We start from the raw sequence: 26,192 nt of genomic DNA, 5'->3' as shown, positions 1-26,192 counted from the left end.
CACCGCCCCAAACCACCCACCCTGCCCCGCCGCGTCTGCATCAACGACCCGCACCAAAAAACCATCCTCAACCTGTCTCACACAGGTTGACAAATACCGCTGGGGACTGGTTTGGCCAAAATCTCCGTCGAATTCGTTCGGGGCTCGCGGCTCGGGGCTCGCGGTTCGGGACTCGGGGCTAGGGCGGGCGCGGCCCCTGGCTCGCCTAGACGAAGGCCGCCTGGCCGGTGATGCTGCGCCCCACGATCAGGGTGTTCATCTCCCGGGTGCCCTCATAGGAGTAGACGGCCTCGGCGTCGGAGAAGAAGCGCGCCACATCGTACGAGAGCACGATGCCGTTGCCGCCGAATAGTTCGCGGCACCAGGCGACCGTTTCGCGCATCCGGGCGGTGGTGAAGAGCTTTGCCAGGGCGGCGTGCTCGTCGCGCTGGCTGCCCTCGTCGAGCATCTGCGACACCCGCACGACCATGCCCAGGCTGGCAGTGATGTTGCCGAGCGACTTCACCAGCAGGTCCTGCACCAGCTGATGGCCGCCGATCTCCTTGCCGAACTGCGTGCGCTCCTTCGCGTACGCGACGGCCGCCTCGTAGGCGCCGATCGACGTTCCCACGGCCGCCCAGGCCACCTCGGCGCGGGTCAGGCGCAGAACCTTCGCGGTGTCCTTGAACGAGTTCGCGTTCTGCAGCCGGTTCTTTTCGGGCACGACCACGTTCTCGAGCACGATGTCGGCGTTCTGCACCGAGCGCAGGCTGATCTTGCCCTCGATCCGGGTGGCACTGTAGCCGGGGGTGTCGGTGGTCACGATGAAACCCTTGACCATGCCGTCGGCGGTGTCTTTCGCCCAGATGATGGTGATGTCGGAGAAGGTGGCGTTGCCGATCCAGCGTTTGGCGCCGTTCAGAAGCCACGTGTTGCCGGTGCGGGTGGCCGTCGTGCGCAGTCCCTGCGCCGCGTCCGAGCCGGAGAGCGGCTCGGTCAGCCCGAATGCCCCCACGAGCTCCCCGCTCGCCAGGCGCGGCAGCCACTCGTCGCGTTGCTCCGGCGAGCCGGTCGCCGAGATGGTTCCGCAGGCGAGGCCGTTCTGCACCCCGACGAACGTGGCGACGGATGCGTCCACGCGCGCCGTCTCCAGGGCCACGAAGCCGCGGAACACCGCGGAGTTCGGGAAGGGCCGGGTCTCGGGCCAGCCGAAGGAGTAGGCCCCGAGCGCCGCCAGCGGCCGGATGACCTCGGCCGGGAACTCGGCGCGCTCCCAGCATCCGTTCACGATGGGCCGAACGTCCGACTCGAGGTAGGCGCGCAGATTGGCGAGCGCGGTCTTCTCTTGATCGGTCAGCAGATTCTCGTAGCCGTAGAAGTCGCTGGACAGTAGCTCGAAGGTCATCAGGTGCTCCATTGCAGGGGGTGGCGACGGCCGGCGTGCGGCGGTCGGCGGATGTTCGCAGCCTACGGTCGCGGAACCGGCACGCCGCAGGCGGTTGGTAGTTTGGTCTAAACCGAAGAGTGCAGGAGAGCGCCATGTTTGTGGGCATCACCAATTCGCCGCGGCACTATGCCTGGGGTTCGACCACCGCCATCGCGGGTCTGCTCGGTTACGATCCGTCGGGCACAGCCGAGGCCGAACTCTGGCTGGGCGCACACCCGGGATCGCCGAGCGTCATCATTGACCCCGAGCAGGTCGGCGGCCACCACACCCTTTTGGACTGGATCCACGCAGCCCCGGAGGAGGCCCTCGGCGCCGCGCTCGCCGCGCCCGCTGCTCCGCGGTTGCCGTATCTCCTGAAGATCCTCGCCGCCGCGGGGCCGCTCTCGCTGCAGGCGCACCCGACCGCGGATCGGGCACGGATCGGCTTCGGCCTGGAGAACGCGGCCGGTATTCCGCAGGATGCGGCGGACCGCAACTACCGCGACCCGTTCCATAAGCCCGAGGTGATCTTCGCCCTGAGCGACACCTTCGAGGCCCTCTGCGGGTTCCGCGAGCCGGCCGAGATCCGCGGCATCCTGGGCGAGCTGCGCGCCCTCGATGTGGCCTCGGACGACCCGCAGCCCGGCGCGCTCGATGCGCTCGAGCGGCACCTGCTCGGCGACGACGCCCTGCGCGACTGCGTCGACTGGCTGTTGCGCGACGGCCGCGGCGGCGATTCCGGCGAGGTGGCCTGGCTGGTCGAGCGGGTGGTTGCCCTCGCCGTCAGCGCGGCCGACTTGGCCGAGAGCGGCGCGATACTCGACTACCCGCCCGAACTCGCCACCGTGCGGGACCTGGCCCGCGCCTACCCGGGGGATCCCGGCATCGTGATCTCGCTGCTGACGAACCGGGTGTCGCTGCGCCGAGGCGAGGTGCTCTACCTGCCTGCCGGGAACATCCACGCCTACCTGTCCGGCCTCGGTGTGGAGCTGATGGCCGCCTCGGACAACGTGCTGCGCGGCGGGCTGAGCCCCAAGCACATTGACGTCGACGAACTGCTCGAGGTGCTCGATTTCACACCGCTGCCCGTGCCGTACCTTCCGCCCGTGCTGTCGTCTCCGGGCGTCTCGGAGTACCGACCCGACGTCGACGACTTCGTGCTCGTGCACATCGCGGCGGAAGCCGCGGATGCGGGTGCGGGTTCTCGCGCGGCTGCGGCTTCTCCCGGGGGTAAGGGTGCTGATGCGGGTGCGGGTGCGGGTTCTCGCACGGGAGTGCCGATGCGGCAGTTCACGCTGACGGGGCCCGCGATCGCCATCTGCACGGCCGGGGGATTTCTGGTGGCCGGCGCGGGGGCATCCGTCGCCCTCAAGCGCGGCGAGTCCGTCTACATCACGCCCGATGAAGGCACGCTCACGTTTGCCGGCGTCGGCGAGGTTTTTCTGGCCACGACCCCCTAGCCCTGGCTCCCCACCAATTCGACGGAGATTTTGCGCTCGAACCCGCTATTTGCAGGTTTGTGCGCTGTTAGGAGCAAAATCTCCGTCGAATTCGTTCGCGGTCGCCCTCCCGCGCAGCAGCGCGGAGGTGCTGGGGCGGTCTGATCGGGAGCGTCCGGGCGGGAAACGGTGCCCCCCCACCCGGTGGGGGCGGCGCGTTATCCCCAAGGTGACGGATGCCGCGGCGCGTGTTCGACTCCGCTGCAAGGCTGCGGGCCATGCGCTCACTAACCAGGGACATCCTCGACCACGGACTCTTCGTCAAGCGCGCCGCACTCCGCGCCCGAGGCTGGAGCGATGGGCACCTCCGCGGCGAGGTCAACCGGGGAACGGTCGTGCGAGTGCGCAAGGGCTGGTACTCGGTTCCGTCGGCGCCGCCGTCGGCCGTCGAGGCGTTCCGGATCGGAGGCCGGCTGGCCGGATTGAGCTGCCTGAAGTCCTACGGGATCTGGACCCCAACGACCGGCAGGCTCCACGTCAGCGTCCCCAGCGCCGCGCGCGGGTTGCGGCGCCCGACGGACATGCGCGCACGGCTGGATGTGCTCGACGGTGTGCGGTGTCGCGTGACGTGGAGCGACGACGCGATCGGCGGACGGGGCGACTGCGTGTGGCGTACCAGCGTGCACGAGGCCCTGGTGCACATTCTGAACAACCACGACCGGGTCACCGCAATCGTGTGTCTGGATGCCGCGTTGCACAGCGCCCAGGAAAACGGCGTCGGGATTATTCTCGACGACCTGGGCTGGATCTTCGCCCGCGCGCCGCTGCGGGTTCAGTCCTGGCGCGACGAGGTCGACGGACGCGCCGCCGCGGGTGGGGAAACGGAATTCCGGCTCAAGGCCCTGGCCGCGGACATCCCCTTCGTTCCGCAACCGTTCGTCAGCGGGGTCGGGCATCTCGATGGCCAGATCGGGCCGTCGACCTTCGTCGAGATCGATGGGAAGGACTGGCATGACGATCCGATCGCCTTCGAGGTCGACCGGGAACGTGATCTGCTTGTTGCAAGCCAGAACGGGCGCACCCTGAGGTTCAGCTACGCGCTCCTTCGCAAACAGTGGGGGTTGTGTGTGCGGGCGATGGTCACGGCGCTGGAGTACGACTACCTCCGCGAGCCGTCGGCTGCGTTTCCGCCGTTCCACGAGCGGATGATGCGGGCTCGCCGCCGTCTCGGCTAGGGCCCGGGTCGGTTCCCGGCCCCCGCATCAGTTGTCGCCCCTGCGCCGCGGCGCGCACCCGCCCAGCTCGCGGTCGAGCCGCCTGGCGCACCCGCGCGCGTCGCAATCACGGCCCCATCCGTTGCCCGACCCTGCCCGCCCCCGCGTCCGCCACCCTGCGGGCCGAACGAATTCGACGGAGATTTTGCGAATTTAGGCTTGAAAACTCCAGTTATGGGGGTGGTGAGGCAAAATCTCCGTCGAATTCGTCCGGGAACTCGCGCCGGGCAGCGGCGAGCCGCGCCGGGCACCCGGGCGACCCGCCCCGACGAGCTGCCGCGCTGATCGACCAGCAGCAGCCTCCGCCACCGAGGCTAGGCTTGCAGAGCGGCAGTGCTCGATTGCCGTCAGATCTTGCGAGGTTCAGATGGCGTGGCTTGTCACCGGAGGTGCCGGATACATCGGTTCCCACATCGTTCGTGCGTTCCTGAAGGAGGGCATCGAGGTGGTCGTCGTCGATGACCTCTCCAGCGGGCACGCTGAATTCGTGCCTGCCGACGTGCCGTTTGTGCGCGGCACCCTCCTCGACCGAGAGCTGCTGATGCGCACCTTCGCCGAGCACACCGTGACCGGCGTCGTGCACGTCGCGGGCTACAAGTATGCCGGGGTCTCGGTGCAGCGCCCGCTGCACACCTACGAGCAGAATGTCACGGCCATGGCCACCCTGCTGTCGGTCATGCAGGCGTGCGAGGTCGAACGGATGGTGTTCTCCTCGAGCGCGGCCGTCTACGGCACCCCGCACACCGACCTGGTCACCGAGGACACCCCGAAGAATCCCGAATCTCCCTACGGTGAGTCCAAACTGATCGGCGAATGGTTGCTGCGCGACCAGGCCGTCGCTGCCGGGCTGCGCTACACGGCGCTGCGCTACTTCAACGTGGTCGGGTCCGGAGCGCTCGACCTGCGCGATACCAGCCCGCACAACCTCTTCCCCCTCGTCTTCGACGCGCTGATGGAGGGCCGCATCCCGAGCATCAACGGCGACGACTACGCCACCGCCGACGGAACGTGCGTGCGGGACTACATCCACGTGGCAGACCTGGCCCTCTCGCACGTGGCTGCGGCCCGCCACCTGGACGCCGGCGAGCCGGTGCTTCCCGTCTACAACCTCGGCAGCGGCGACGGAGTGTCGGTGGGGCAGATCATGTCCACCGTGGCGGCCGTCACCGGCATCGACTTCACGCCCGTGATCGGTCCGCGCCGTGCGGGGGACCCCGACCGGATCGTCGCCTCCGGCGAACTCGCGGCGCGCGATCTGGACTGGGCCATGCGCCACAGCCTGGAGCAAATGGTGCAGAGCGCCTGGGAATCGCGGCAGGCGGCATCCGTCTCAGCGTTGTGACCAATCAAATCCCACCGATTTTCGCTCTTGGGCGAGTCGAAACCCTCCAGCAAATATCGAGGGTTTAGTATCAGCGACTTGACGGCGAGGAATTACACGGCTGTAATTAGTCCTGACGCGTAATTTTGGGCACATTTTGCAGTGGGGTGGATGACGATATGGCGCTATCAGAGTCTCGTGCCGGGGTACCGGAGGACTGGTTCATTGACCCGGTCCGTCTGGGTGTTCCCGGTGTTCGCAAGGAAGCGGGCGACGGCGATCTTCTGTCGTGGCAATCGGACTCGCTCTGCGCGCAGACCGATCCGGAGGCGTTCTTCCCCGAAAAGGGTGGGTCGACCCGCGATGCCAAGAAGATCTGCTCCTCGTGCGAGGTGAAAACCCAGTGCCTCCAATACGCGCTCGCCAACGACGAGCGGTTCGGAATCTGGGGCGGCCTGTCCGAGCGGGAACGGCGCAAACTGCGCAAGCGGGCCAGCTAGGCCTCAGACGGGCCGTAAAACGACCCACGGCATGCGGATCCGGACCCGACGCCGGCTGCGACACCGGAGGCGAGACAGTGTTTTTCAGGCTCGCCCCTCCCATTGCTCCTCATCGGGCCCGATCCGACCTAGGCTGATCTCCATATGCATGCCAGAGTCACCGCCATCCTCGTTGCCCGTAACGGCGCCAAGCACCTCGAACGCACTCTCGAGGCGCTGAGTCGCCAGACACGTCAACCCGACGTTGTGATCACGGTCGACTGCGGATCGACCGACACGACGGCGGCGCTTCTGGCTGCCTACGCACCGACTCACTTCATCTCAGCGGATGCCGGACTCAGCTTCGGCGAGGCCATCGCCACGGCCGAGAGGGTCATCGCCCCCGCCGAGTCCGACAGCGAAATGCTGTGGCTCCTCGCCCAGGACAGTGCTCCGGAACCCGGCGCGCTGGCGGCCCTGCTCGGCGAACTGGAGATTGCGCCATCCGTTGCCGTGGCCGGTCCCAAGGTCATGGACTGGGACGCCGGCGACTACATTCACGAATTCGGGCAGTCCCTGACGCCCGGCGGTGCGACCGTCACCCTGGTGGAGAGCGAACTCGACCAGGGCCAGCACGACGGCATGGGGGACGTGCTCGGTGTGAGCGCCGGCGGCATGCTGGTGCGCCACCTTGTCTGGCAGCAGCTCGGCGGCTTCGACCCGGCCCTGCCGTCCGCGGACGACTCCCTCGATTTCTGTGTGCGCGTGCGGATGGCCGGCTACCGTGTCTCCGGCGTCGCCGCGGCTCAGGTGGCCTCAGCCGGAGACGGCGTTGCCGGCACCAGCGGCTCCTCCCGCGGCCGCGCGCGCCGCAAGCGCCTCCGTGCCATGCGCGCCGCGCAGCTGCATCGCCGGCTTGTCTACTCCCCGCGCTGGATGATCCCTCTGCACTGGCTGGCCCTGGTTCCCCTCGCGGTGCTGCGCTCGTTCGGGCAGCTGCTGCAGAAGGAACCCGGGGCGATTCTGGGTGAGTACTCTGCCGCGTTTGCCGCGGCTTTCAGCGGTCTGCGGGTAAGTGCTGCCCGGCGCCGCTTCGGCGCCACCCGCGCCCTGGGCTGGGCATCGATCGCCTCGCTGCGTGTGCCCACCGTCGAGGTGCGTCGCCGCCAGGCGCTCCGCCGTGAGGCCAGCCTCACCAGTGTGAACGGCGAGGTGCCCGAAATCCGCTTCATCTCCGGCGGCGGCGCGTGGACCGTGTTGGCCGCCCTGGTGGCCGGCCTCATCGTCCTGGGCCCGCTGATCGGCGCCCGCACCCTCATCGGCGGCGGGCTGCTGCCACTGGCGGACACCCCCGCCGAACTCTGGGGGAGCATCGGCTACGGCTGGCGTGACATCGGCCTGGGCTTTGTCGGCGGCGCCGACCCATTCGCCACGGTGTTAGCGGTGCTGGGCTCGCTCACCTTCTGGGCGCCGTCCTTCTCGCTCGTCCTGCTCCACTTCCTCGCCCTGCCGCTGGCCGCCCTCGGCGCCTGGCTTGCCGCGACCCGCCTCTCCGAGCGCGCGTCCATTCGCGCCATCGCCGCCGTGCTCTGGATGCTGTCGCCCACCTTCCTCAGCGCCCTCGCTGCCGGGCGTCCGGCTGCGATCCTCGTGCACCTGCTGCTGCCGTGGCTGTTCTTCGCCGGGTTCATGGCCGCCCGCTCGTGGTCGGCGTCCGGCTCCGCGGCCCTGCTGTTCGCCGCCATCGTGGCTGCGGCGCCGTCGCTCGCGCCCGCGCTCCTGGTGGTCTGGCTGATCGCCATGCTGCTTAGTGGGCGCAGCGGTATGCGGTTCATCGGCATCCCTCTGGCGGCGCTCGCCCTCGCGGCACCTCTGATCTGGAATCAGGGACTGCGCGGCAACTGGCTGGCCCTGCTGGCGGACCCGGGCCTGCCTCTGCCCGCCACCGACGTCTCGGTGTGGCAGCTGTTGCTCGGCTTCCCGTCCGGTGAGCTCGGCGGGTGGACCCCGCTGCTCGAGACGCTCGGGCTGCCCGGTGTCGACGCGTCCGTGCTCGTGCCGGTGCTCCTGGTCCCGCTGGCCGCACTCGGCGCCCTTGCCCTCTTCCTGCCTGGGGCCCGCGGCGCGAGCTTCGCGCTGCTGACCGCCCTGCTCGGCGCGGGCACGGCCGTCGCCGCCAGCCAGCTCTCCCTCTCCTCGGTCGGCGGCCAGTCGGTCGGTATCTGGGCCGGCGCCGGGCTCAGCCTGTACTGGCTCGGACTGGTCGGCGCGGTCGTCTTGGCCCTGCGCGGCATGCGCCGTTTCGCCATCGCACCGGCGGTCACCGTGGTCGCCCTGCTCGTGATCGTGGTGGCGCCGCTGGTCGCGGCCCTGCCCCTCGGCACCAGTGTCGTGGCCGAGGGCATCGACCGCACCCAACCCGCGTTCGTCAGCGCCGAGGCGCAGACGGATGCCCGGGTCGGCACCCTGCAGATCGTGCCGCAACCCGACGGCGGCATCCTCGCGACCATCGTGCGCGGTCCCGGCGCCACCCTGAACACCCAGTCCACCCTCAGCAGCACCGACGTGACTCTCAGCCCGCGGGAGGAGGAGCTGGCCACTTTGGCCGGAAACCTCGCCTCCCGCAGCGGGCTCGATGCCGCGGCCGGCCTGGCCGACTTCGGCATCCGTTTTGTGCTGCTTCGACCGGCCGCCGTCGCACCGACCGGTCCCGGAAACACGGCGCCGGTCACCCCCGCGGCGGAAGAGACCGCCGGCCGCACCACGACCGCCCTCGACGGCAACGCCGCCCTGGCGCCGGTGGGAGACACGGTCTTCGGCCGGCTCTGGCAGCACGAGGTGACGGATGCCCCGGTCCCCACCGCGGCCAACGGCGCCATCCCGGCCAACGCCGGCGGCACCCTCGGTCTGGTGTTCCTCGTCATCGCCGTGCTCGTGGTCGGCGCCACCGTGCTTTTGTCCATCCCCACCGGCGCGGGGCCGGAGGCGGTGCGCCAGGCCAGCCGGGACGCCATCCGCAACACGGCGAAGGCCCGCACCAGGGAAAACAAGCGCATCGCCAAGGCGGCGGCCCGCAGGAAGCCCGCGCCCGGCTTCCGGCCCTCCGCCGAGCGCGCCGTCACGCCCGCGGCGGCGGGCGCCCCCGCCACAGCCGCACCGGTCACGTCGACTGAAGCCGTCCCAGGAACGTCACCGGACGTCGATTCCGGTACCGGACCCGGTACCGGACCCGATTCCGGACCTGACACGGAAATCGGCGCCCGTTCGGAGGAACACGACCATGCCCAGTAAACGCGGAATCGTCCTGTTCGGGGCGCGGGCGGTGGCCGGATTGGTCGGTCTCGGCGTCGTCGTCGCATCCGTCGGCGCGGCAACCCTCGTCACCTGGCCCACGGTTGAGAAGGGGCCGTCGTCCATCATCGTGTCGCCGAATCCGAGCGAGCAGCAACGAGTCTGCCCGGGGCCTCTCCTCGTGCTGGCCGAGGATTCCAGCCAGGCACAGGCCACCAGTTCCGTCGGAAGCGCTGCAGCCGTCTTCGGCGCCCATGCGGCGTCGGGCGAGCCGGGGTGGATCGAACCGGAGGTTACAGCCATCGCGGCCCCGGACAACGCGAACACCGAATCGTTCGGCGCACCGCAGTTGCTGCGCGTTCCGACCCCACCCGGGTCGGGGGCGGCACCGCTGGTCACGGGCAGCCAGTCCCAGATCGCGGGCGGCGAATCACTCGGTGGCCTGGCCGTCGCAGGCTGCGGGGAGGCGGCCGGTGATAGCTGGCTCGTCGGCGGTTCCACCGACATCGGCCGCACCAGCCTCGTGCTGCTCAGCAACCCCACCACGGTCGTGGCCACCGTCGACCTGGCCGTGTTCGGCGAGACCGGGCAGGTGGATGCCCCCGGCTCCACCGGAATCCTCGTGCAGCCGGGCACCCAGCGGGTCGTTTCCCTCGCCGGACTGGCCCCCAACCTCCGCTCACCCGTGCTGCACGTGCAATCCAAGGGCGGCCAGGTGGCGGCCACGCTGCAGCAGAGCATCGTGCGCGGGCTGGAACCCGGCGGCGTCGACCTCCTCGGTCCCTCCAACGGCCCTGCCGAGGCCGTGGCCATCGCCGGCGTGATCGTCTCCAACGCGGCCGGATCGGATGCCCCCGACGAGGTCGGCGGCCTCAGTGACGACGTCACCTCGGTGCGGGTGCTTGTGCCCGGAACGGAGGCAGCGACGGTTCAGGTCGGTGTGACCGGTGCGACCGGCCAGGCGGCCGGGGCCTCGGTCCAGGTCGACATCCAGCCGGGGGTTGCCACCGAGGTGCCCCTGACCGGGCTCGTTCCCGGAACTTACTCGCTGGAACTGACCGCCAGCGAGCCGATTGTGGCCGCGGCGCAGAGTTCCGCGGCGGGTTCCGCAGGCCGCGACTTCGCCTGGTTCGCATCGTCCGACGCCCTCGCCGACGAGTTCCTGGTGGCCGTCGCCGACGGCCCGTCCCCGCAACTCAACCTGGTCAACACGGGCACCGTCGACGCCACCTACACGGCCACCCCCGACAATGGCGCATCCAGCACAGTGACGGTGCCGGCCGGCGGCTCGGCCACGATGCCGTTGGAGCAGTCGCAGCGCTACCTCGTGTCCGGCGGCACCTCGAGCGTGGCTTCGGTGGCCTACGCGGGCGACGGGCTGCTCGCGGCATTCCCACTGAGCCAGGCCGGGCCACTGGCGGCCCCGATCCGGGTCTACCCCCGCTAACCGTCTTCCAACCTCTGGAGATCCCGTGATCGAGACCACCAGCACCACCACCAGCACCACCGACGAGGGCGTTGCCGTGAGCGTCGCCGTCATCGGCGGGTCTGGACTGTACCGGCTCTTCGACGCCGGCACCGAGACATCCGTCGACATCATCACGCCCTATGGCCCTCCCTCGGCGTCGATCACCATCGGACTGCGGGCCGGCCGGCGGGTCGCCTTCCTGACCCGGCACGGCGGCGACCATTCGGTGGCGCCGCACCTGATCAACTATCGGGCCAACATCTGGGCGCTCGCGTCGCTGGGCGTGAAGGCCATCATCTCTTCCTCGGCCGTCGGCGGCGTCAGCCCCGCATACCCGCCGGGGATGCTGGTGGTGACCGACCAGTTCATCGACCGCACCTCGGGCCGTGCCGACACCTTCTACGACCAGGGCACGGTCGCGCACCTGGCCGCAGCCGACCCGTTCGATCCGGAGTTGCGCCGCCTCGCGATCGGCGCGCTCGCGGCGCTGGAGGAGAACTTCGCACCCACCGGCACCTGCGTCGTGATTCAGGGCCCGCGGTTCTCCACCCGGGCGGAATCGCTCTGGTTCCGCGCCGCGGGAGCGCACACCGTCAACATGACGCAGTACCCGGAGGTCGTCCTGGCCGCCGAACTCAACATGGGCACGGTCAATCTCTCCTTCGTCACCGATGCCGACGCAGGCCTGGCCCCGGTGCCCACCGTTCAGACCGACACCGCTCAGATCGACACACCTCGGGCCGAGGCCGACCCGGATACCGTTTCCGCCAGCCTGGTCTTCACGCGTCTCCGGGCCGCCCAGCCGCGGATCCTGGCCGCGATCGACGGTATCCTGCGTGCCCTGCCCGAGAATTTCGCCCCGCGCGAGCTGATCGCCCCCGGGCAGGTCGGCGTGGTGCTCGATCGTCGACCTGCACCTGCACCTGCACCTGCCCCAGCCCCAGCCCCAGCCGCGCCGGCCGGAGCCGACGCGTGACCCGGCGCCTGCTCGTCACGGGTGGTGCCGGTTTCATCGGCGGCGCGATCGTCCGGGACGCGCTCGCCCGCGGCTGGCAGGTACGGGTGCTCGACTCCCTTCGCAGTGACGTGCACGGTGGACTCCCGGTGCTTCCGGACGGTGTTGACGTGCTCGTCGGCGACGTGACCGACGCATCCGTCGTCGCGCTCGCTCTCCGCGACACGGATGCCGTCTGTCACCAGGCCGCGAAGGTCGGCCTCGGCGTGGACTTCGCCGACGCCCCCGACTATGTGCACAGCAACGAGGTCGGCACGGCCGTTCTGCTCGCGGCGATGACCGAGGCCGGGATCAACCGGTTCGTGCTGGCCTCCTCAATGGTGGTCTACGGGGAGGGAAGCTACCGCGGCCCGGAGGGTTTCACGCGTCCGGGACCGCGCCGCGAGGCCGATCTGCTGCGAGGCGTGTTCGACCCCGTCGATGAGGCCACCGGTGAGGCCCTCGAGCCGCAGCTCATCTCCGAGGACGACCCGCTCGACCCGCGCAACGTCTACGCGAGCACCAAGCTGGGACAGGAATACCTCGCGTCGGCGTGGGCGCGCGCCACCGGCGGCCGGGCCGCGGCGCTCCGCTACCACAACGTCTACGGGCCGGGGATGCCGCAGAACACGCCCTACGCGGGTGTCGCGTCGCTGTTCCGCTCGGCGCTGGAACGCGGCGAGGCCCCACGGGTCTACGAAGACGGCGGCCAGCGTCGCGATTTCGTGCACGTCGCCGACGTCGCTTCGGCCAACCTCGCCGCGCTCGACTGGACCGCCGGCATCGAGCCGTCCACTTTCCGCCCCTTCAACGTGGGCAGCGGCGTCGTGCACACCATCGGCGAGATGGCCGCGGCCCTCAGCGTGGCCACCGACGGACCGACCCCCGTCGTCACCGGGCAATTCCGGCTCGGCGATGTGCGCCACATCACGGCCTCCTTGGGGCGACTCCGCCGCGAACTGGACTGGGCACCCAGCATTTCATTCGAGGAGGGCATGCGCGCTTTCGCGAACGCGCCCCTGCGCGCCGCCGTCACCCGGTAGCCCCGGTATGAACCAATTCGACGGAGATTTTGCCGAAAAGAGTCGGTTTGAGGCCGAAAACAGGGTTTATGGGCAAAATCTCCGTCGAATTCGTTCGGGGCGTCCGGCGCGGATCAGCCCGTAGCGATCGGATGCCGCGGCAACAGCACCTCGAACCGGCACCCGCCGGGCACGTTCCGCACCCGCACTTCGCCGTGGTGCGCCCGCACGATCCCCTGCACGATGGCCAGGCCGAGGCCAGCGCCGCCGGTGCCCAACGGTTCGGCCGCCGGGGTGCGCGGACCGCTCGCCCGCCAGCCGGCTTCGAAGACCCGGCTGAGGTCCTGCTCGGGGATGCCGCCAGCGGCATCCGTCACCGAGATCTCGGCGTGGTCGGTGGCACCGGCACCCGATCCGATGCTGGCCGTGACCGAGACCACGATCGAGCTGCCGGCCGGCGAATGCTGGATGGCGTTCATGACGAGGTTGCCGACCACCCGGGACAGTTCGCGCGGGTCCGCGAGAATGGTCAGCCCCGTCTCTCCGGCGAATCGCAGGTCGATCGACTTGCCCTGGGCGATCGGCCAGAGTCCGGCGACGGTGTCGCTGATCAGGTCGTAGAGCGAGACCGGCTGCAGCCTCAGGCGCAGGGTGCCGGAGTGGATCTTCGACAGCTCGAACAGGTCGTCGACCATACCCGTGAGCCGGTCCACCTGCCCGCGCATCTGCGTGTAGTACCGTTCCGGGTCCTCGACCATGCCGTCTTCGAGGGCTTCGGCCATGGCACGGATGCCCGCGAGCGGCGTGCGCAGGTCATGGGAGATCCAGGCGATCAGCTCGCGCCGTGACTCCTCGATCTGATTCTCGCGGACGCGGGATTCGGCGAGGCGTTCCCCGGTCGCAGCCAGCTCCCCGGCCAGCGTCGTGAACTCGTTGTTGCTGTGCCGGTCGGTCGCCGCGACCCGTTCGCCGCGCCCGATGCTGGCCGCGGCCGAGCGCAGGGAGCGGCTGTCCCGGGCGAGCTGACGGCCGAGCACCGCGGCCATGGCCAGCGACACCAGGCCGGCGACACTGGCCACGGAGTAGAAGACCGAGAGGTCGTGCCGGGAGACGTACATCTGCGAGGCGACCGCCGCCATCCCGCCGACGACCGACACCACCGTGGCGAGGGCGATCACCATCAGCTGCAGTACGAGGGAGGCGCGGGAGAGCAGGCGCAGGGTGAGCAGGCCGGCGCCGCCGACGACCACCGCGCAGGCCAGCGTGAATACGGAGACGGTGAGCAGCACCTCCGGTGTCATGATTGCCGCCCCGTGAGAGCCAGCGGGACCGGGTCGAACCGGTAACCGACCCCCCAGACCGTGTTCAGCAGCCGGGGCTGCGCCGGGTCAGCCTCGATCTTCTCCCGCAGCCGGCGTACGTGCACCGTCACCGTGGACAGGTCGCCGAACTCCCAGCCCCAGACCGAACGAAGCAGGTCCTCCCGGCTGAGCACGGTGTGCGGACGCCCGATCAGGTAGGCCAGCAGGTCGAATTCCCGCGCGGTGAGCACCAGCGGCTCGCCGCGCAGCCGCACCTCGTGCGCCTGCGCGTCCAGGGCGAAGTCGCCGGCCGAGACCAGCCCGGCCGGCACGGCGGGCGCCGTGCTCCGGCGTAGCACCGACTGCACCCGCAGCACGAGCTCGCGCGGGGAGAACGGTTTGGTCAGGTAGTCGTCGGCGCCGGCCTCGAGGCCGTCGATGCGGTCCTCCTCCTGGTTGAGGGCGGTCAACATGATCACCGGGATCTCCCAGTCCCCGCGGATGCGCCGGCACACCTCGATTCCGTCCAGGAGTGGCAGCATCCGGTCGAGCACGACCAGGTCCGGCCGCAGCTGTTCGGCTTTCGTGAGCCCGTCCAGCCCGTCCGCGGCCTCGTCGACCACGAACCCGGACGCCCGCAGGTACCGGCAGACGATCTCGGACACGGTCGGGTCGTCGTCGACGACGAGGATGCGGCGCTCGAGGGGCGGTAGCGGGCGCAAATCGCCCGGGGGCAGGGAAAGTGGCACGAGTTCAGGATAGAGCGGCGGGCACCGGGTGTGCCGGGCGGGAGCAGGCGACACCGTTTCTTCCTCACTCCGTAATCTCTTTGGCCGTTTCGGTGGGGCCGGCCCCCTTAGTGTCGACCCATGACTGTGATCCAGGTGGACCTCGTGCTGCCATGCCTGAACGAAGCCGGCGCCCTGTCCTGGGTGCTGTCGCGCCTCCCGGAGGGGTATCGGGCCATCGTCGTCGACAACGGCTCGACCGACGGATCGGCCGAGATCGCCGCCACGGCAGGCGCCCTGGTGGTGCACGAGGCCCGCCGCGGCTTCGGCGCCGCCGCTCACGCGGGCCTCCTGGCGGCCACCGCGCCGATCGTCGCCTTCTGCGATGCCGACGCGTCGATGGACCCGGCCGAACTGCCGCTTTTGGTGGACCCCGTGCGGGCCGGATCCGCCGATCTGGTGCTCGGCCGCCGCCGGCCCGCGACCGCTAAATCCTGGCCGCTGCACGCGCGCCTCGCCAATTCCAGTCTGTCCTGGCGTCTGCGCCGAATAACAGGGGTGAACATCCATGACCTCGGCCCCATGCGCGCCGCGCGCCGCGAATCCGTGCTGAACCTCAATCTCCAGGATCGCCGCAGCGGGTATCCGCTGGAGATGTTCCTGAAAGCGGCGTCGGCGAACTGGCGCATCCTTGAGGTCGACACGACGTATTCGCCCCGGGTCGGCCGCAGCAAGGTGACCGGGACCGTGCGCGGCACCCTGACCGCGGTCAACGACATGTCCGCCCTCCTCCGGGAGACGCGCCGATGACGACCATCGTCGTGATCGCCAAGGAATGCCTACCCGGTCGGGTGAAGACCCGGCTGCACCCGCCGCTGAGCCTCGAGCAGGCCGCCGAGCTGGCGGCGGCCAGCCTCGACGACACCCTCGCCGCGGTCGCCGCCCTGCCCGCGACCCGCCGCATCCTGGCCTTCGACGGCGTGGTTGCGCCGAACGCAGCCGCCGGCTACGAGATCCTGCCGCAGGTGGAGGGCACCCTCGACTTGCGGCTCGCGGCCGTGTTCGACGCCTGCGAGGGTCCCATGCTGCTGGTCGGCATGGACACTCCGCAGATCACCTCTGCCCTGCTCGAACCTGTCTTCACCGACTGGACCGACGACGTGGATGCCTGGTTCGGCTTCGCGAACGACGGCGGCTTCTGGGCACTCGCCCTGAACGACCCGACCGGCGATCTGATCCGCGGCGTACCGATGTCCCGGGACGACACTGGCGCCGTGCAGCTGAAACGGCTGACGGATGCCGGGCTGCGCGTGAATTTGCTGCCTACCCTCACCGACGTGGACACCATCGACGACGCCCACCGGGTGGCGGGGATCGCGCCCACCGGCAGATTCGCCGCGGCCCTGGCCGCCCTGATGCCGCCGAGCCCGACGGACAATCTCCGATGACGCTGCTGGCCGCACAACTCGAGGGCGAGTGGGCCGAACCCACCACCTTCGGTGCCGGCGGCGCGGAGCCCTATGCCGCCGCGCTGCGCAACGCCGACAACGTGCTCTACCTGCGCCGGGCGTCCTCCGGCGAGCACGCCACCATCGACGCCGGCCGGTGGAGCGCCGACGCCGACGACACCGACCTGTGCCTGCTCGACGGTATCACCGGCCCGGTGCTCGACATCGGCTGCGGTCCCGGCCGCATGGTGCGGGCGGCCATGGGGCTGGGGATGACCGCGCTCGGCCTCGACGTGTCGGCGACAGCCGTGCGCATGGCCGCCGACGCCGGCCTCGACGTGCTGCAGGGCAGCGTCTTCGACCCTCTGCCACTGGAGGGTGCCTGGGCGGCCGCCCTACTCGTCGACGGCAACATCGGAATCGGTGGCGACGCATCCGCTCTGCTCACGCGCTGCACCGAACTGCTGGCGCCGGACGGCGTGCTCCTGGTCGAACTCAGCCACGACCCGGCCCGGGACGACAGCTACCTCGGCACCATCGAGGATTCAACCGGGAGCCGCAGCGCCGTGTTCCCCTGGGCGGAAATCGGCATTGACGGCCTCCGCGACCGTGCCGGAGCGGCCGGCCTGGTCGTGACTCAGGACTGGCGGCTGGACGGCCGCTGGTTCGCGCGCCTGCTGCGCGCGTAGAGCACGACCGACCAAACCGTCGCGACCAGGGCGACGGCCACCCAGAACAGAGCGAGGTTCCGCCCGTAGTCGAGCGGAAGGATGCTCGGATTGTTCGAGGTGAGCGACCGGGCGACGATCGCGGGCACCACGATCAGCGTCATGATCGAGCCGACCACGATGGCGGCCTGCACGACCAGCACGATCGTGCCCGTGACGCGGCGCCCCGCGCGGCGCAGCAGAAGGCCGCAGAAGAAGACCAGGGGCGCCAGCACGGCGTCGTGCAGTACGATCGCCGCGCCGATCCAAAGCGCCACCCCGGGCAGTCGGGTGATCCGCACTGTGTCGAATAGAACGTAGAGGCCGAAGAGGAGCCCGGACGTGCCGATCAGGATCAGCGTGGTGCGGGCTGCGCGCATCCGTCGGTCGCCGGCGTGGGGGAGCGCGGTGGTCGCGCGTGCTGTTGTCATACCTGCGGTGTTCATGCGGTGATCGCCTCGATCCGGCTCAGCCATTTGGTTTGCAGCACTCCGGGCCGTCCCGGGGCGATCATGCGCGCCGGGTAACCGTGCTGCAGGTCGAGCGTCTCGCCGTTCAGCTCGAGTGCCACCAGGGTCAGCGGATCCCGCACGTATTCCGGTCCCATTTCGGTCTTCTTGAAACTGCCGCGCTCCTCGAGACTGATCAGACGAAAGGATGCGCCGGTGTCGGCCCCGACCAGGTCGGCCAGTTCCGACAGGCGAACCCCGCGCCAGACCGCCAGTTGGCTCCAGCCCTCGACGCAGGCGATCGGCAGCTCCACCTCGGTCTGCGGCAGGGCCTCGAGCTCGGCCCGACTGAAGCTGCGCTCCACGCCACCGGCAGCGAGGGTGAGCACCCAGCCGGCGGCGACGGCCGACGCGGTGACCTTCGCCTCTTCGGCCGTGCGGTTCACCGGGAGGCCCTGAGGGCCGACGCCCTTCTTGCGCGGACCGAACACGTTCACCGCGTCCAGAGGCGCAAAGGTCTGGCCGGCGGTCAGCCCCACCACGGCGGCGCAGGCGATTCCGACCGTGGTGAGAAAGCCCCGGCGACTCACGGTCGTCGTCTCGCTCACGGTCGTCGTCTCGTTCACGAGCGACGGCGTGGAATCGATCCAGGCGATCAACCGGCCCGTCACACCGGACGGACGTCCGCTGCCCCAGAGCCGCACCGCCTCGACGTCGGCCGGTGACTCAACGTCGCTCGCGGCATCCGTTGCCTCGTGCTCGGCAGCGGCGCGCCCGTTCCAGAACCGTGTGATGATCGGCAGCTTGATGCCGATGTGCAGCACCAGCAGTCCCACCAACACCCAGCCGAGGGCGTAGTGCACCTCGCGGAAGGGAAAGGGCCACGGGTACCACTGGTAGGTGTTGATCAGGCCGATGGTGATCTGCACCAGGGATGCGCCCACGAAGAGGGCGATCGACGCGCGTTCGAGCAGGTGCAGGAACGATTTCACCGGCGGCGACTGGAACAGGCCGGGGAAGACGATGTAGAGCTTGGCGAGCAGCAGCGGGAAGCACGCGATGCCGGCCACGATGTGCGTGCCCTGGGTGATCTGGTAGAGCGACGCGGGCCGGGTCGGGAACCGCATCCACGGCAGCGGCTCCTGCAGGAAATGGCTGTATAGGCCGGTGCCGAAGCAGACGATGAACGCGGCACCGAGCAGCCGGCCGATCACGACCGCCAGCCGGGGATTGCGCACCGGGGAGGCCAGCGCGCGCTGGGCCTCGTACATCATTCGTCTCATGGTTCCATTGCATCATCCGGGGTGCCCGGAGAGGCGGCGCAATCCTTACGGTCCGGTGACGCGCACCGGGACGGTTGGGCCCGAATGCCCGGGTTCCGTCAGGATGGCAGGGTGCGTATCGCCGTTGTCTCCCTCCTCCTTGCCGCCAGTGCGGCCCTGACCGCCTTCAGCGTGCTCGCGTATGACCTGTTCAAGCCGGGACGCGACACGGTGCCTCTGGTCATCTGCACCACCGGGCTGTGGCTGCTTTTCGCGCTCGCCGTGATCTCGCTGCGCGAGGTGCGGGGCCGGGCCGTGGTCGTGCTGATCCTGGCGGGATCGATCGGGATCGGGGCCGCGGCCATGGTCGGTCCGCCGAACACGAGCACGGACTCCGCGCGCTACGCCTGGGACGGCATCGTCGCCACCGAGGGCATTTCGCCGTATGCCTACACGCCGGCCGACGATCGGCTCGACGCCCTGCGCCCCGACTGGCTGTTCCCGGCTCCGGAGCTGACCGCGGCCGGCGATCTCGCGTGCGTCGGCGAACGCATCCAGACGGCGCTGAAAAGCGAGTCCGGCGAGATTCTGTGTTCGGCACTGAACCGCACCGGAGTGCCCACGATCTATCCGCCGGCCGCCGAGATCTTCTTCGCGGGCGTCCGGGCGGTCACCGGGCCGGATGCGGAGTACTGGCCCCTGCAACTGACGGGCCTCCTGCTCAGCGTCGGCACCACGGTGATGCTGCTGGTCGGGATGCGCCGCCGTGGCATCGACCAGCGGTTCGCCGCGCTTTGGGCCTGGTGTCCGCTCGTGGCTACGGAAGCGGTCACGAATTCCCACATCGACATGCTCGGCGTCGTCTTCACGTTGAGCGCGGTGTTCCTGGTCACCGGCCGGCGCTATTGGAGCGGTGGGATCGCGCTCGGCGCGGCGATCGCGACCAAGCTGATTCCCGTGCTCGCGGCCCCGGCCATGCTGCGGCGCCAGGGGTGGAAGGTCGCCGTGGCCGCCGTGGTCACCTTCCTGCTCCTGTACGTGCCGTATGTGTTGACCACCGGTATCGGGGTGCTCGGCTATCTGCCCGGCTACCTCTCCGAGGAAGGGTACGAGGACGGCACCCGCTTCGCCCTGCTCTCGCTGGTCGCCCCGGGCGGCTCGGCCGTCATCGTTGCCGGCGTGCTGCTTTTCGTTATTGCCGTGCTTGTGATCTGGAAGACGGACCCCGACCAGCCCTGGCTGGGCCAACTTGTCATGATCGGCAGTGCGCTGCTCATTCTGAGCCCGCGGTACTCCTGGTATGCCCTGCTGCTGCTGCCGTTCATCGCCCTCAGCGGCCGCTGGGAATGGCTTCTGGTGCCGATGGCCCTCACCCTCCGTTTGCTGGTCCCGTCGATTCCGCTCACCCGGGTGGCCATCGCCACGGCTATCGTCGTCATTGTCGTCATGTCGGTCCACCGCGCCCGCCCCGAGGTGGCACGACGCCTGTTCCACNACGCCTGTTCCACCCGATCAGAACGGCGCCGGTACGTCCGAATCCGGCTACCGCGCCTTCTTCACCTTCTACGCCGGCTTCTCCTTCTTCTTCTCCTACTTCTTCTTCTTCTTCTCCTCCTCAGCCGGATGCCTCGCCGGGCGGATGATCGTGGCCGGTTTGCTGCGGAGAGTCCGCCCGGTCGGTGACGTCTCCTTCAGCATCCCGTCGGGCAGGTGCACGGAGCTCCCCTGAGTCGCGTCCGGGCCGTGCTCTCTGAATACCGGCCGGTTCCATCGACCTGCGCGGCGAATCGGGCCCCGACTCGGGCGGACTCCGCCCGCGTCGCCTGAATCGCCTCGAAGTGTCGCCCCGGGCCTCGAACTTCTCGCTATAAGTGGGCTCCATGAGGGCGACGTTACGGGTACCCACTGACATTCCATGCCCCAGGTCGGCACCAGTCATCCCTCTGTGGATGACCCGATGAGACCCATATCGTGGAGGAGGAGAGGGGCCACGGCGCAATCCGTTGAGCTGTCCGCCGCGGGCAACGGTCACACGGCCCTCACCTCGCATCCGCCGTGTGACGTAAATGCGGAGATTTTCGCGAAATTCCGGTTGTGGCGCCTGGGTGAGCGGCGTGTTGTGAAAATCTCCGAAGTTAGCGATCGCGGCCGCCCCGGATGACCCGGGCGGGCAGATGACCCGGGCGGGCGGCAGAACCGGGCGGGCGGCAGAACCGGGCCGCCGGGTCATCATGCAACCGGGCGCCGGGTCAGCGTCACGACCACCGCGAGCAACACAAGGAAGGGCCCGCTGCGCAGCTGCGCAGCGGGCCCTTCCTGACAAGCGGTGTTACTTGGTGGCGACCGTGATCTTCGCGATGCCGACCAGGAGCTGGTCAGCGACAGCATCCGTCATGAACGTGTCGTTGAGCAGGCCGGCAGCCTCAGCCGAGATGTGCACGGTGGTGCCCTCGAGGATGGCGTTGTCGCCGTCCATCTGGAGCGGCTTCAGGGTCCCGCCGTAGAGGTTGAAGAGGAGGACCTGGGTGGCGGCTGACTCTCCGTTGACGCTCACGTCACCGAACAGCTTGCTGGTGCCCGGGTCGATCGTGAAGTTGGTCAATTCGACCGTGGTCTCGCCGGCGGTCAGTGAGAAGCCGGAGCCCTCGTGTTCGATGGAGCCCTGGACGAAGGGCCGGTAGTCCTCTTCGGGGTCGTAGTAGTCCACGTTTCCACCGGTGATCGGGAAGTGCAGGCTGCCGTCGGTCAGGGTGGCGGTGCCCACGGTGCCGGGGGTGAGACCAAGGCTGGTCAGCGCCGCAGCGAAGTCGGCGTCGAGGAGAACGGACGTGTCGACGCCCGACAGCGCGGGGATCGAAGCGAGAGCCTTGGGGGTTGCTTTCTCGGAGGAAGAGGAGGAGGAATTCTCGGCCGGGGCGGTCGCATCGGCGGTGGTCGAGCAGGCGGAGAGGCCGGCGATGAGGAGGCCCGCGGTGGCGAGGCTGAGCGTGGTCTTGGTGAATGAGCGCATGAGGAAATCCTTAGGGTCTGTGGTTGGGATTCAGCGGTTCTTGGTGCTGAATGAGGTTCGGTCCCCTCCGTCAAACGGTTTGGAATTAGTTCAAATTGGTGCAAACTTCGGCCACAAGCACCGTCATTACGGGGATCCGGGCACAAAAAAGTGGCCGAGCGCACCCCGGCCGCCGCCAGCACAGGACGCGAGCGGAAGCCTAGAAGTGCCGGAACCGATCCGGCGCCAGGTCCCACGGGTCCTTGCCGAGCAGCTCGGCGATCGCGCGGAACACGCAGCTCTCGATCACCATCCGCCGGTGCAGGTCGTCGTTCCGGTGCAGCCGCGTCAGGCGCTGGATCGGCAAACGGTAGAAGACCACGCGACGTTCCGCGGCGTTCACGGCCCAGCGCTCCACTCCGGCGCCCGGCAGCACCGAGGCAGGACCGGCCGCAACCACGAATCTCACATCACCCAGCTGCTCCGGCCAGACTGAGCGGAGGTAGTCGACGGTTGACGCCACGATCGTATCGAAGGTGTCGATGCGCGTCTGCAACGGCGGCAAATAAGGTCCGGTCGCCGAGCTGCGGATGCCCCGGCCGTGCCGGTCCCGACCTCGCCCGCGCTGAACGGGGGCCGGCGTCGACACGGCAGAACGGCGAACTCGAGACATGCCCTCATCCTAGTTCGACCCGTTGAACGGGTAACCTGTAGCCAATGTCATTCCGGCCCTGCTCCCGTGTCGCCTGCCCGGAGGAATCCGCCGCGACTCTCACTTTCGACTATGCCGACGCGATGGCCGTCCTCGGTCCGCTCGCAGTACAGCGCGAGCCGCACACCTTCGACCTCTGTGCCCGGCACGCCCGGCTGACCGCAGCTCCGCAGGGCTGGCAGCTGGTGCGCCTCCGCACCGACGGGCCGGTGACCGAACCGGCCGACGGGCCGGGCGCACAGCCGGCCGCCGGGCCGGCCGCCGGGCCGGAAGCCGAGTCGGGATCCGCGAAATGACGGACGAGACGGATGCCGCCGCCCGCCTGGGCGCCGCGGTCGGCCCGGACGAGGTGAGCGGCACGACTGCCGTACCGTTGACCGCGCAGATGGTGGCTGCCCTTGCCGCTGCCTTCGTCGACGAAGTCGGTGCGCAGAGCCGCGAGGTACTCCTCGGTCACGACCGAGGCGCGGCGGGCGAGCTCGTGGCCGCCTTCACCCGGGGTGCGGAAGCCCGAGGGGCCACCGTCGTCGACCTCGGCGTGTGCTCCACCGACGAAATTCGATTCGGCTCGGGAGCCCGAAACGCCCCGGCCGCCCGGATCACGGCCACCTCACTCACCATGCTTCGGGCGGGTGCCTTAGAGATCGGGCACGACCACGGTCTCGGCGCCATCCGTGACCGCGCCGTCGGCTATCTGGCCGCCGGGCCGACCCCGGTGGCGATACCCGGTCGCCGCCGCGAGTACGACCTGCTGCCCGACTACGCGGCCGGGCTGCGCGCGCTCGTCGGGCTCACCGGCATCCGCCCGCTCACCGTCGTGGTCGACGCCGGCCGCGGCGCCGCCGCCGTCACGGTGCCTTACGTTCTCGGCGACGATACCGGCAAAGCTGCCGGAGGCCCGGCCGGCGGCGCCTCCGCGGCGGCCGACCCTGCCGAACCACCGCGCCCAGCACCCCTCACCATCGTCCCGCTCTTCTTCGATCAGGACCCGGACCTCCCGCCGCACACCATCGACCCTGCCGACCCGACCACCCTCACCGATCTGCGGAATGCCGTGATTCGGCACGAGGCCGACCTCGGGCTCGGCTTCGACGCGGACGGCGGCCGCTGCGTGGTGGTCGACGAGACCGGGTGCGTCGTGCCCCCGTCCGCGATCGGCGCGGTGCTCGCCCGGCGCGCCATCGCGAGCGCGCGGATCGAGGACCCTGACCGGAATGTGGTGGTTCTGCACGACCTCAATGTCTCCCGCTTCGTTGCGGAGACGATCGAGGCGGCCGGCGCGGCCGCGGTCCCCACCTCGGTCGACGGATCCCGGATGCGGGCCGAGTTGCGGGCCACCGGGGCAGTGTTCGGGTTGGGGTACACCGGCGACTACTACTTCCCGCAGTTCTGGTGCGCCGACAGCGGTCTGCTCGCGGCCCTGCACGTTCTGGCGGAGCTCGGATTCCAGCCCCGCCCGTTGTCGGCGCTGGCGACGGATGCCATGCCCTACGCCCATTCCGGCGAGATCAGCATGGCCGTCGACGACCTGCCCGGGGTCTACGCGCGCGTCGTCGACGCCTACACGGGTTCCGCCGACTTCGAGGAGATCGACGGCCTCACGGTGATCGGCCTCACGAGCGTCGACGAACCGTTCTGGTGGTTCAACGTGCGCCCATCGCGCACCGAGCCGGAGCGAGCGCCGCAGCAACAGAAGCAGGTGCAGCCCCGGCTGCGACTCACCGTGGAGGCCGGGACCCCTGAGGTGATGGTGCGCATCCGCGACGAAGTCCTCGCACTCATGCCCGCCGATTAATCGCACGTTACAAGCACGTTTCCACCCGCGAGTTGATTTCGGCGCCGGTAATCGCCGGTCATACGCTGACTCACGAAGCACCAATGGATAGCAGTCGGCCCCACCGTCGGGGTGGCAGCATCCCACTGAAACTGGAGTGACATGGCCAACCAGACGGACACAGACCGCACTGCCGCAAAAAAGGGCGGGGGAGGGCAGCAGCTGTCCAAGTCCCTGAAACCGCGACACCTCTCGATGATCGCGATCGCCGGCGTGATCGGAGCCGGCCTTTTCGTCGGGTCCGGAGCTGCCATCCAGCAGGCCGGGCCGGGCATCCTCGTGGCCTACTCGGCCGCGGGACTGCTCGTTATCCTGGTCATGCGGATGCTGGGCGAAATGGCGGCGGCGCATCCAGAAACCGGTTCGTTCTCTACCTACGCCGACAAAGCCCTCGGTCGCTGGGCTGGGCTGAGCATCGGCTGGCTGTACGCCTGGTTCTGGATCATCGTCCTCGGCATCGAGGCCACGGCCGGCGCCGCCATCGTGCACCGCTGGGTGCCCGAGGTCGACCAGTGGGCCTGGGCTCTTATCCTGATGGTTCTCCTCACGGGCACCAATGTCGCCTCAGTGAAAATGTTCGGTGAATTCGAGTTCTGGTTCGCGTCGATCAAGGTGGCGGCCATCGCCGTCTTCCTTCTGCTCGGCGTCGTGGCCATTCTCGGGTTGATGCCCGGGGTCGCGGCCCCCGGCCTGACCAACCTCACCGGCAACGGCGGGTTCTTCCCCAGTGGCAGCGGAGCCGTCCTCGGCGGCGTGCTCGTGGTCGTCTTCTCGTTCTTCGGCGCCGAAATCGCCACGATCGCTGCCGGCGAGTCCGAGAACCCGGTCGACGCGGTCAAGAAGGCAGTCAAATCCACCGTATGGCGCATCCTCGTCTTCTACATCGGATCCATCGCCGTCGTCGTCACGCTGCTTCCGTGGAACAGCGCTTCCGTGGCCAAGAGTCCCTATGTCGCGGTGATCGAGCTCTACGGAATCCCCGGGGCCGGCACGATCATGGACATCATCGTGCTGACCAGCGTGCTCTCCTGCCTGAACTCGGGTCTCTACACCGCGAGCCGCATGCTTTTCTCCCTGTCGGAACGCGGGGACGCACCCCCGGCGTGGTCGAAAATCTCCGTCCGCGGCGTGCCGCGCGCCGCCGTCTTGTCTTCCACCGTCGTCGGGTTCATCACGGTGGGTCTGAACTACATCGCGCCCGACACGGTCTTCCTCCTCCTCGTCAACACCTCTGGAGCGATCGCGCTTCTCGTCTGGCTCGTCATCGCCGTGTCGCAGCTGATCCTGCGACGGCGCATGGGCACGGATGCCGCCAGTCGCCTGAGCCTGAAGATGTGGGCCTTCCCCTACCTGACCTGGCTGGCCATCGGCGCCATCGTTGCGCTGCTCGCGGGCATGGCCATTCTCGAGCGCACCCGCATGGAACTCCTGATGTCCCTGCTGCTCGCGGGCGTCGTGGTCGGCATCGGCCTGTGGAAGTACCGTGGGGACAGGGGCGCCGCCCACCCCGGTGCGGATGACTCCGTTTCCGCCGAAGTGAAGGACGACGAGGCCGAGACTCTCGCCCCGAGCGGCAGAGCCGCTGTGCTGAAATAGGGTGCCGTCGCGGTGGCACGGAAGCTGCGTTTCCGCCCCGTTGGGGCGTGACACGCCCGGGCGGTTGCTGGTTTTGACGGCCCGGTGTGACGGCCGTAATGTATTCAAACGTACCCCACAGGTGCGGAAAGCCGCAGAGCTTCCCGGCCTCATGTGGAACCACAGTTTTAGCTTCGTCTCATGCTTGTTCCTGTTTCAGGTGAGTGTGGGGGAGGCCTAAGATGGTAACTCTCTCCGGCTGCGTGTCTGCTCTGGTGGGTGGTTGTTCGAGTCGCTTTGGCGCACTCGGAATCGGCTGCTTTCCGTGATTTGACAGGGTGTGGCCGGGCAGCTACGTTATACAAGTTGCCTCGAAGCGACAGCCCATATGGGCCTGAAGTCGAGTGCGTCCGATCCTTGAGAACTCAACAGCGTGCACAATGTCAAATGCCAAAAACCTCGTGGTTTGGATCCGTTTCTAGCGGTGAAGGATC

Annotated in this window: 22 protein-coding genes; 15 read left to right on the top strand and 7 right to left on the bottom strand. The window is 69.1% G+C overall.

Annotation, left to right across the window (positions count from 1 at the left end):
* Nucleotides 1-205 precede the first annotated feature (205 nt).
* A complete protein-coding gene (locus E3O62_RS06350; RefSeq protein WP_134397916.1) occupies nucleotides 206-1,384 on the bottom strand; it encodes an acyl-CoA dehydrogenase family protein in 1,179 nt (392 codons plus the stop codon).
* Between the two features lie 134 nt (nucleotides 1,385-1,518).
* On the opposite strand from E3O62_RS06350, the gene manA reads away from it, so the two are divergent.
* The 8 genes from manA to E3O62_RS06310 all read left to right on the top strand — a co-directional run bounded on the left by manA (nucleotide 1,519) and on the right by E3O62_RS06310 (nucleotide 12,714).
* Nucleotides 1,519-2,865, top strand: a complete 1,347-nt coding sequence (manA, locus tag E3O62_RS06345; protein WP_134397915.1) for a mannose-6-phosphate isomerase, class I — start codon at nucleotides 1,519-1,521, stop codon at nucleotides 2,863-2,865.
* Nucleotides 2,866-3,122: 257 nt separating this feature from the next.
* A complete protein-coding gene (locus E3O62_RS06340) occupies nucleotides 3,123-4,079 on the top strand; it encodes a hypothetical protein (RefSeq protein WP_134397914.1) in 957 nt (318 codons plus the stop codon).
* Nucleotides 4,080-4,485: 406 nt separating this feature from the next.
* Nucleotides 4,486-5,460 carry a UDP-glucose 4-epimerase GalE gene (gene galE / locus E3O62_RS06335; protein ID WP_134397913.1) on the top strand — a complete coding sequence of 325 codons (975 nt, stop codon included), beginning with the start codon at nucleotides 4,486-4,488 and terminating at the stop codon, nucleotides 5,458-5,460.
* Nucleotides 5,461-5,618: 158 nt separating this feature from the next.
* On the top strand, nucleotides 5,619-5,939 hold the full coding sequence (locus E3O62_RS06330; protein ID WP_104100299.1) for a WhiB family transcriptional regulator: 321 nt from the start codon (nucleotides 5,619-5,621) through the stop codon (nucleotides 5,937-5,939).
* A gap of 144 nt (nucleotides 5,940-6,083) precedes the next feature.
* Nucleotides 6,084-9,209, top strand: a complete 3,126-nt coding sequence (locus tag E3O62_RS06325) for a glycosyltransferase (protein ID WP_134397912.1) — start codon at nucleotides 6,084-6,086, stop codon at nucleotides 9,207-9,209.
* The gene (locus E3O62_RS06320) at nucleotides 9,199-10,656 is read left to right on the top strand and encodes a DUF5719 family protein (RefSeq protein WP_134397911.1); all 1,458 of its coding nucleotides are present in this window, start codon (nucleotides 9,199-9,201) and stop codon (nucleotides 10,654-10,656) included. Before E3O62_RS06325 ends, E3O62_RS06320 begins: the two co-directional genes overlap by 11 nt.
* A 25-nt stretch (nucleotides 10,657-10,681) precedes the next feature.
* Nucleotides 10,682-11,653, top strand: coding sequence for an MTAP family purine nucleoside phosphorylase (locus E3O62_RS06315; protein ID WP_241973350.1), 972 nt, complete (start codon nucleotides 10,682-10,684; stop codon nucleotides 11,651-11,653).
* The gene (locus E3O62_RS06310) at nucleotides 11,650-12,714 is read left to right on the top strand and encodes an NAD(P)-dependent oxidoreductase (RefSeq protein ID WP_134397910.1); all 1,065 of its coding nucleotides are present in this window, start codon (nucleotides 11,650-11,652) and stop codon (nucleotides 12,712-12,714) included. Before E3O62_RS06315 ends, E3O62_RS06310 begins: the two co-directional genes overlap by 4 nt.
* Nucleotides 12,715-12,827: 113 nt before the next feature.
* Here the strand turns inward: E3O62_RS06310 and E3O62_RS06305 are convergent, their stop codons facing one another.
* Both E3O62_RS06305 and E3O62_RS06300 read right to left on the bottom strand, forming a co-directional pair.
* On the bottom strand, nucleotides 12,828-13,994 hold the full coding sequence (locus E3O62_RS06305; protein ID WP_134397909.1) for a cell wall metabolism sensor histidine kinase WalK: 1,167 nt from the start codon (nucleotides 13,992-13,994) through the stop codon (nucleotides 12,828-12,830).
* Nucleotides 13,991-14,743 carry a response regulator transcription factor gene (locus tag E3O62_RS06300; protein ID WP_241973349.1) on the bottom strand — a complete coding sequence of 251 codons (753 nt, stop codon included), beginning with the start codon at nucleotides 14,741-14,743 and terminating at the stop codon, nucleotides 13,991-13,993. The genes E3O62_RS06305 and E3O62_RS06300 overlap by 4 nt, the downstream gene beginning before the upstream one ends.
* Before the next feature lie 120 nt (nucleotides 14,744-14,863).
* On the opposite strand from E3O62_RS06300, the gene E3O62_RS06295 reads away from it, so the two are divergent.
* From E3O62_RS06295 to E3O62_RS06285, 3 genes are read left to right on the top strand one after another with little or no spacing between them, the layout of a single operon-like run.
* On the top strand, nucleotides 14,864-15,532 hold the full coding sequence (locus E3O62_RS06295) for a glycosyltransferase family 2 protein (protein ID WP_134394065.1): 669 nt from the start codon (nucleotides 14,864-14,866) through the stop codon (nucleotides 15,530-15,532).
* Nucleotides 15,529-16,170 (top strand): DUF2064 domain-containing protein, encoded by a 642-nt coding sequence (locus E3O62_RS06290; protein WP_134394064.1) that lies wholly within the window; start codon nucleotides 15,529-15,531, stop codon nucleotides 16,168-16,170. The genes E3O62_RS06295 and E3O62_RS06290 overlap by 4 nt, the downstream gene beginning before the upstream one ends.
* Complete coding sequence (locus E3O62_RS06285; protein WP_134394063.1) at nucleotides 16,167-16,859, top strand: bifunctional 2-polyprenyl-6-hydroxyphenol methylase/3-demethylubiquinol 3-O-methyltransferase UbiG; 693 nt, start codon at nucleotides 16,167-16,169, stop codon at nucleotides 16,857-16,859. Before E3O62_RS06290 ends, E3O62_RS06285 begins: the two co-directional genes overlap by 4 nt.
* Here E3O62_RS06285 and E3O62_RS06280 read toward each other — a convergent pair.
* Nucleotides 16,808-17,308, bottom strand: a complete 501-nt coding sequence (locus E3O62_RS06280; RefSeq protein WP_134394062.1) for a hypothetical protein — start codon at nucleotides 17,306-17,308, stop codon at nucleotides 16,808-16,810. The genes E3O62_RS06285 and E3O62_RS06280 overlap by 52 nt on opposite strands.
* Before the next feature lie 11 nt (nucleotides 17,309-17,319).
* Nucleotides 17,320-18,609: a molybdopterin-dependent oxidoreductase gene (locus tag E3O62_RS06275; RefSeq protein WP_134397908.1), complete on the bottom strand. Its 1,290-nt coding sequence runs from the start codon at nucleotides 18,607-18,609 to the stop codon at nucleotides 17,320-17,322.
* A gap of 111 nt (nucleotides 18,610-18,720) precedes the next feature.
* Between E3O62_RS06275 and E3O62_RS06270 the strand changes: the two genes are divergently transcribed.
* Entirely contained in the window at nucleotides 18,721-20,271 is a 1,551-nt protein-coding gene (locus tag E3O62_RS06270) for a glycosyltransferase family 87 protein (protein ID WP_166786429.1), read from the top strand.
* A 646-nt stretch (nucleotides 20,272-20,917) separates the two neighbouring features.
* Here the strand turns inward: E3O62_RS06270 and E3O62_RS06265 are convergent.
* Both E3O62_RS06265 and E3O62_RS06260 read right to left on the bottom strand, forming a co-directional pair.
* Nucleotides 20,918-21,598, bottom strand: a complete 681-nt coding sequence (locus tag E3O62_RS06265) for a hypothetical protein (protein WP_134397906.1) — start codon at nucleotides 21,596-21,598, stop codon at nucleotides 20,918-20,920.
* 199 nt (nucleotides 21,599-21,797) lie between these two features.
* Nucleotides 21,798-22,250, bottom strand: a complete 453-nt coding sequence (locus E3O62_RS06260; protein WP_134397905.1) for a metallopeptidase family protein — start codon at nucleotides 22,248-22,250, stop codon at nucleotides 21,798-21,800.
* Between the two features lie 44 nt (nucleotides 22,251-22,294).
* Here E3O62_RS06260 and E3O62_RS06255 point away from each other — a divergent pair, with 44 nt between their 5' ends.
* The 3 genes from E3O62_RS06255 (at nucleotide 22,295) to E3O62_RS06245 (ending at nucleotide 25,719) form a co-directional block, all read left to right on the top strand.
* Entirely contained in the window at nucleotides 22,295-22,585 is a 291-nt protein-coding gene (locus E3O62_RS06255; protein WP_134397904.1) for a DUF3499 family protein, read from the top strand.
* Entirely contained in the window at nucleotides 22,582-24,084 is a 1,503-nt protein-coding gene (gene manB / locus E3O62_RS06250) for a phosphomannomutase/phosphoglucomutase (protein WP_134397903.1), read from the top strand. The genes E3O62_RS06255 and manB overlap by 4 nt, the downstream gene beginning before the upstream one ends.
* Before the next feature lie 141 nt (nucleotides 24,085-24,225).
* Nucleotides 24,226-25,719 carry an amino acid permease gene (locus E3O62_RS06245; protein WP_134397902.1) on the top strand — a complete coding sequence of 498 codons (1,494 nt, stop codon included), beginning with the start codon at nucleotides 24,226-24,228 and terminating at the stop codon, nucleotides 25,717-25,719.
* The last annotated feature ends 473 nt before the right edge of the window (nucleotides 25,720-26,192 follow it).

This window comes from Cryobacterium sp. TMT2-15-1 (assembly GCF_004402345.1).
In the GTDB taxonomy this organism is placed as follows: Bacteria; Actinomycetota; Actinomycetes; order Actinomycetales; family Microbacteriaceae; genus Cryobacterium; species Cryobacterium sandaracinum.
Note: the sequence above shows the minus strand (reverse complement) of the source record. Positions and strands in the feature narration are given on the sequence as shown.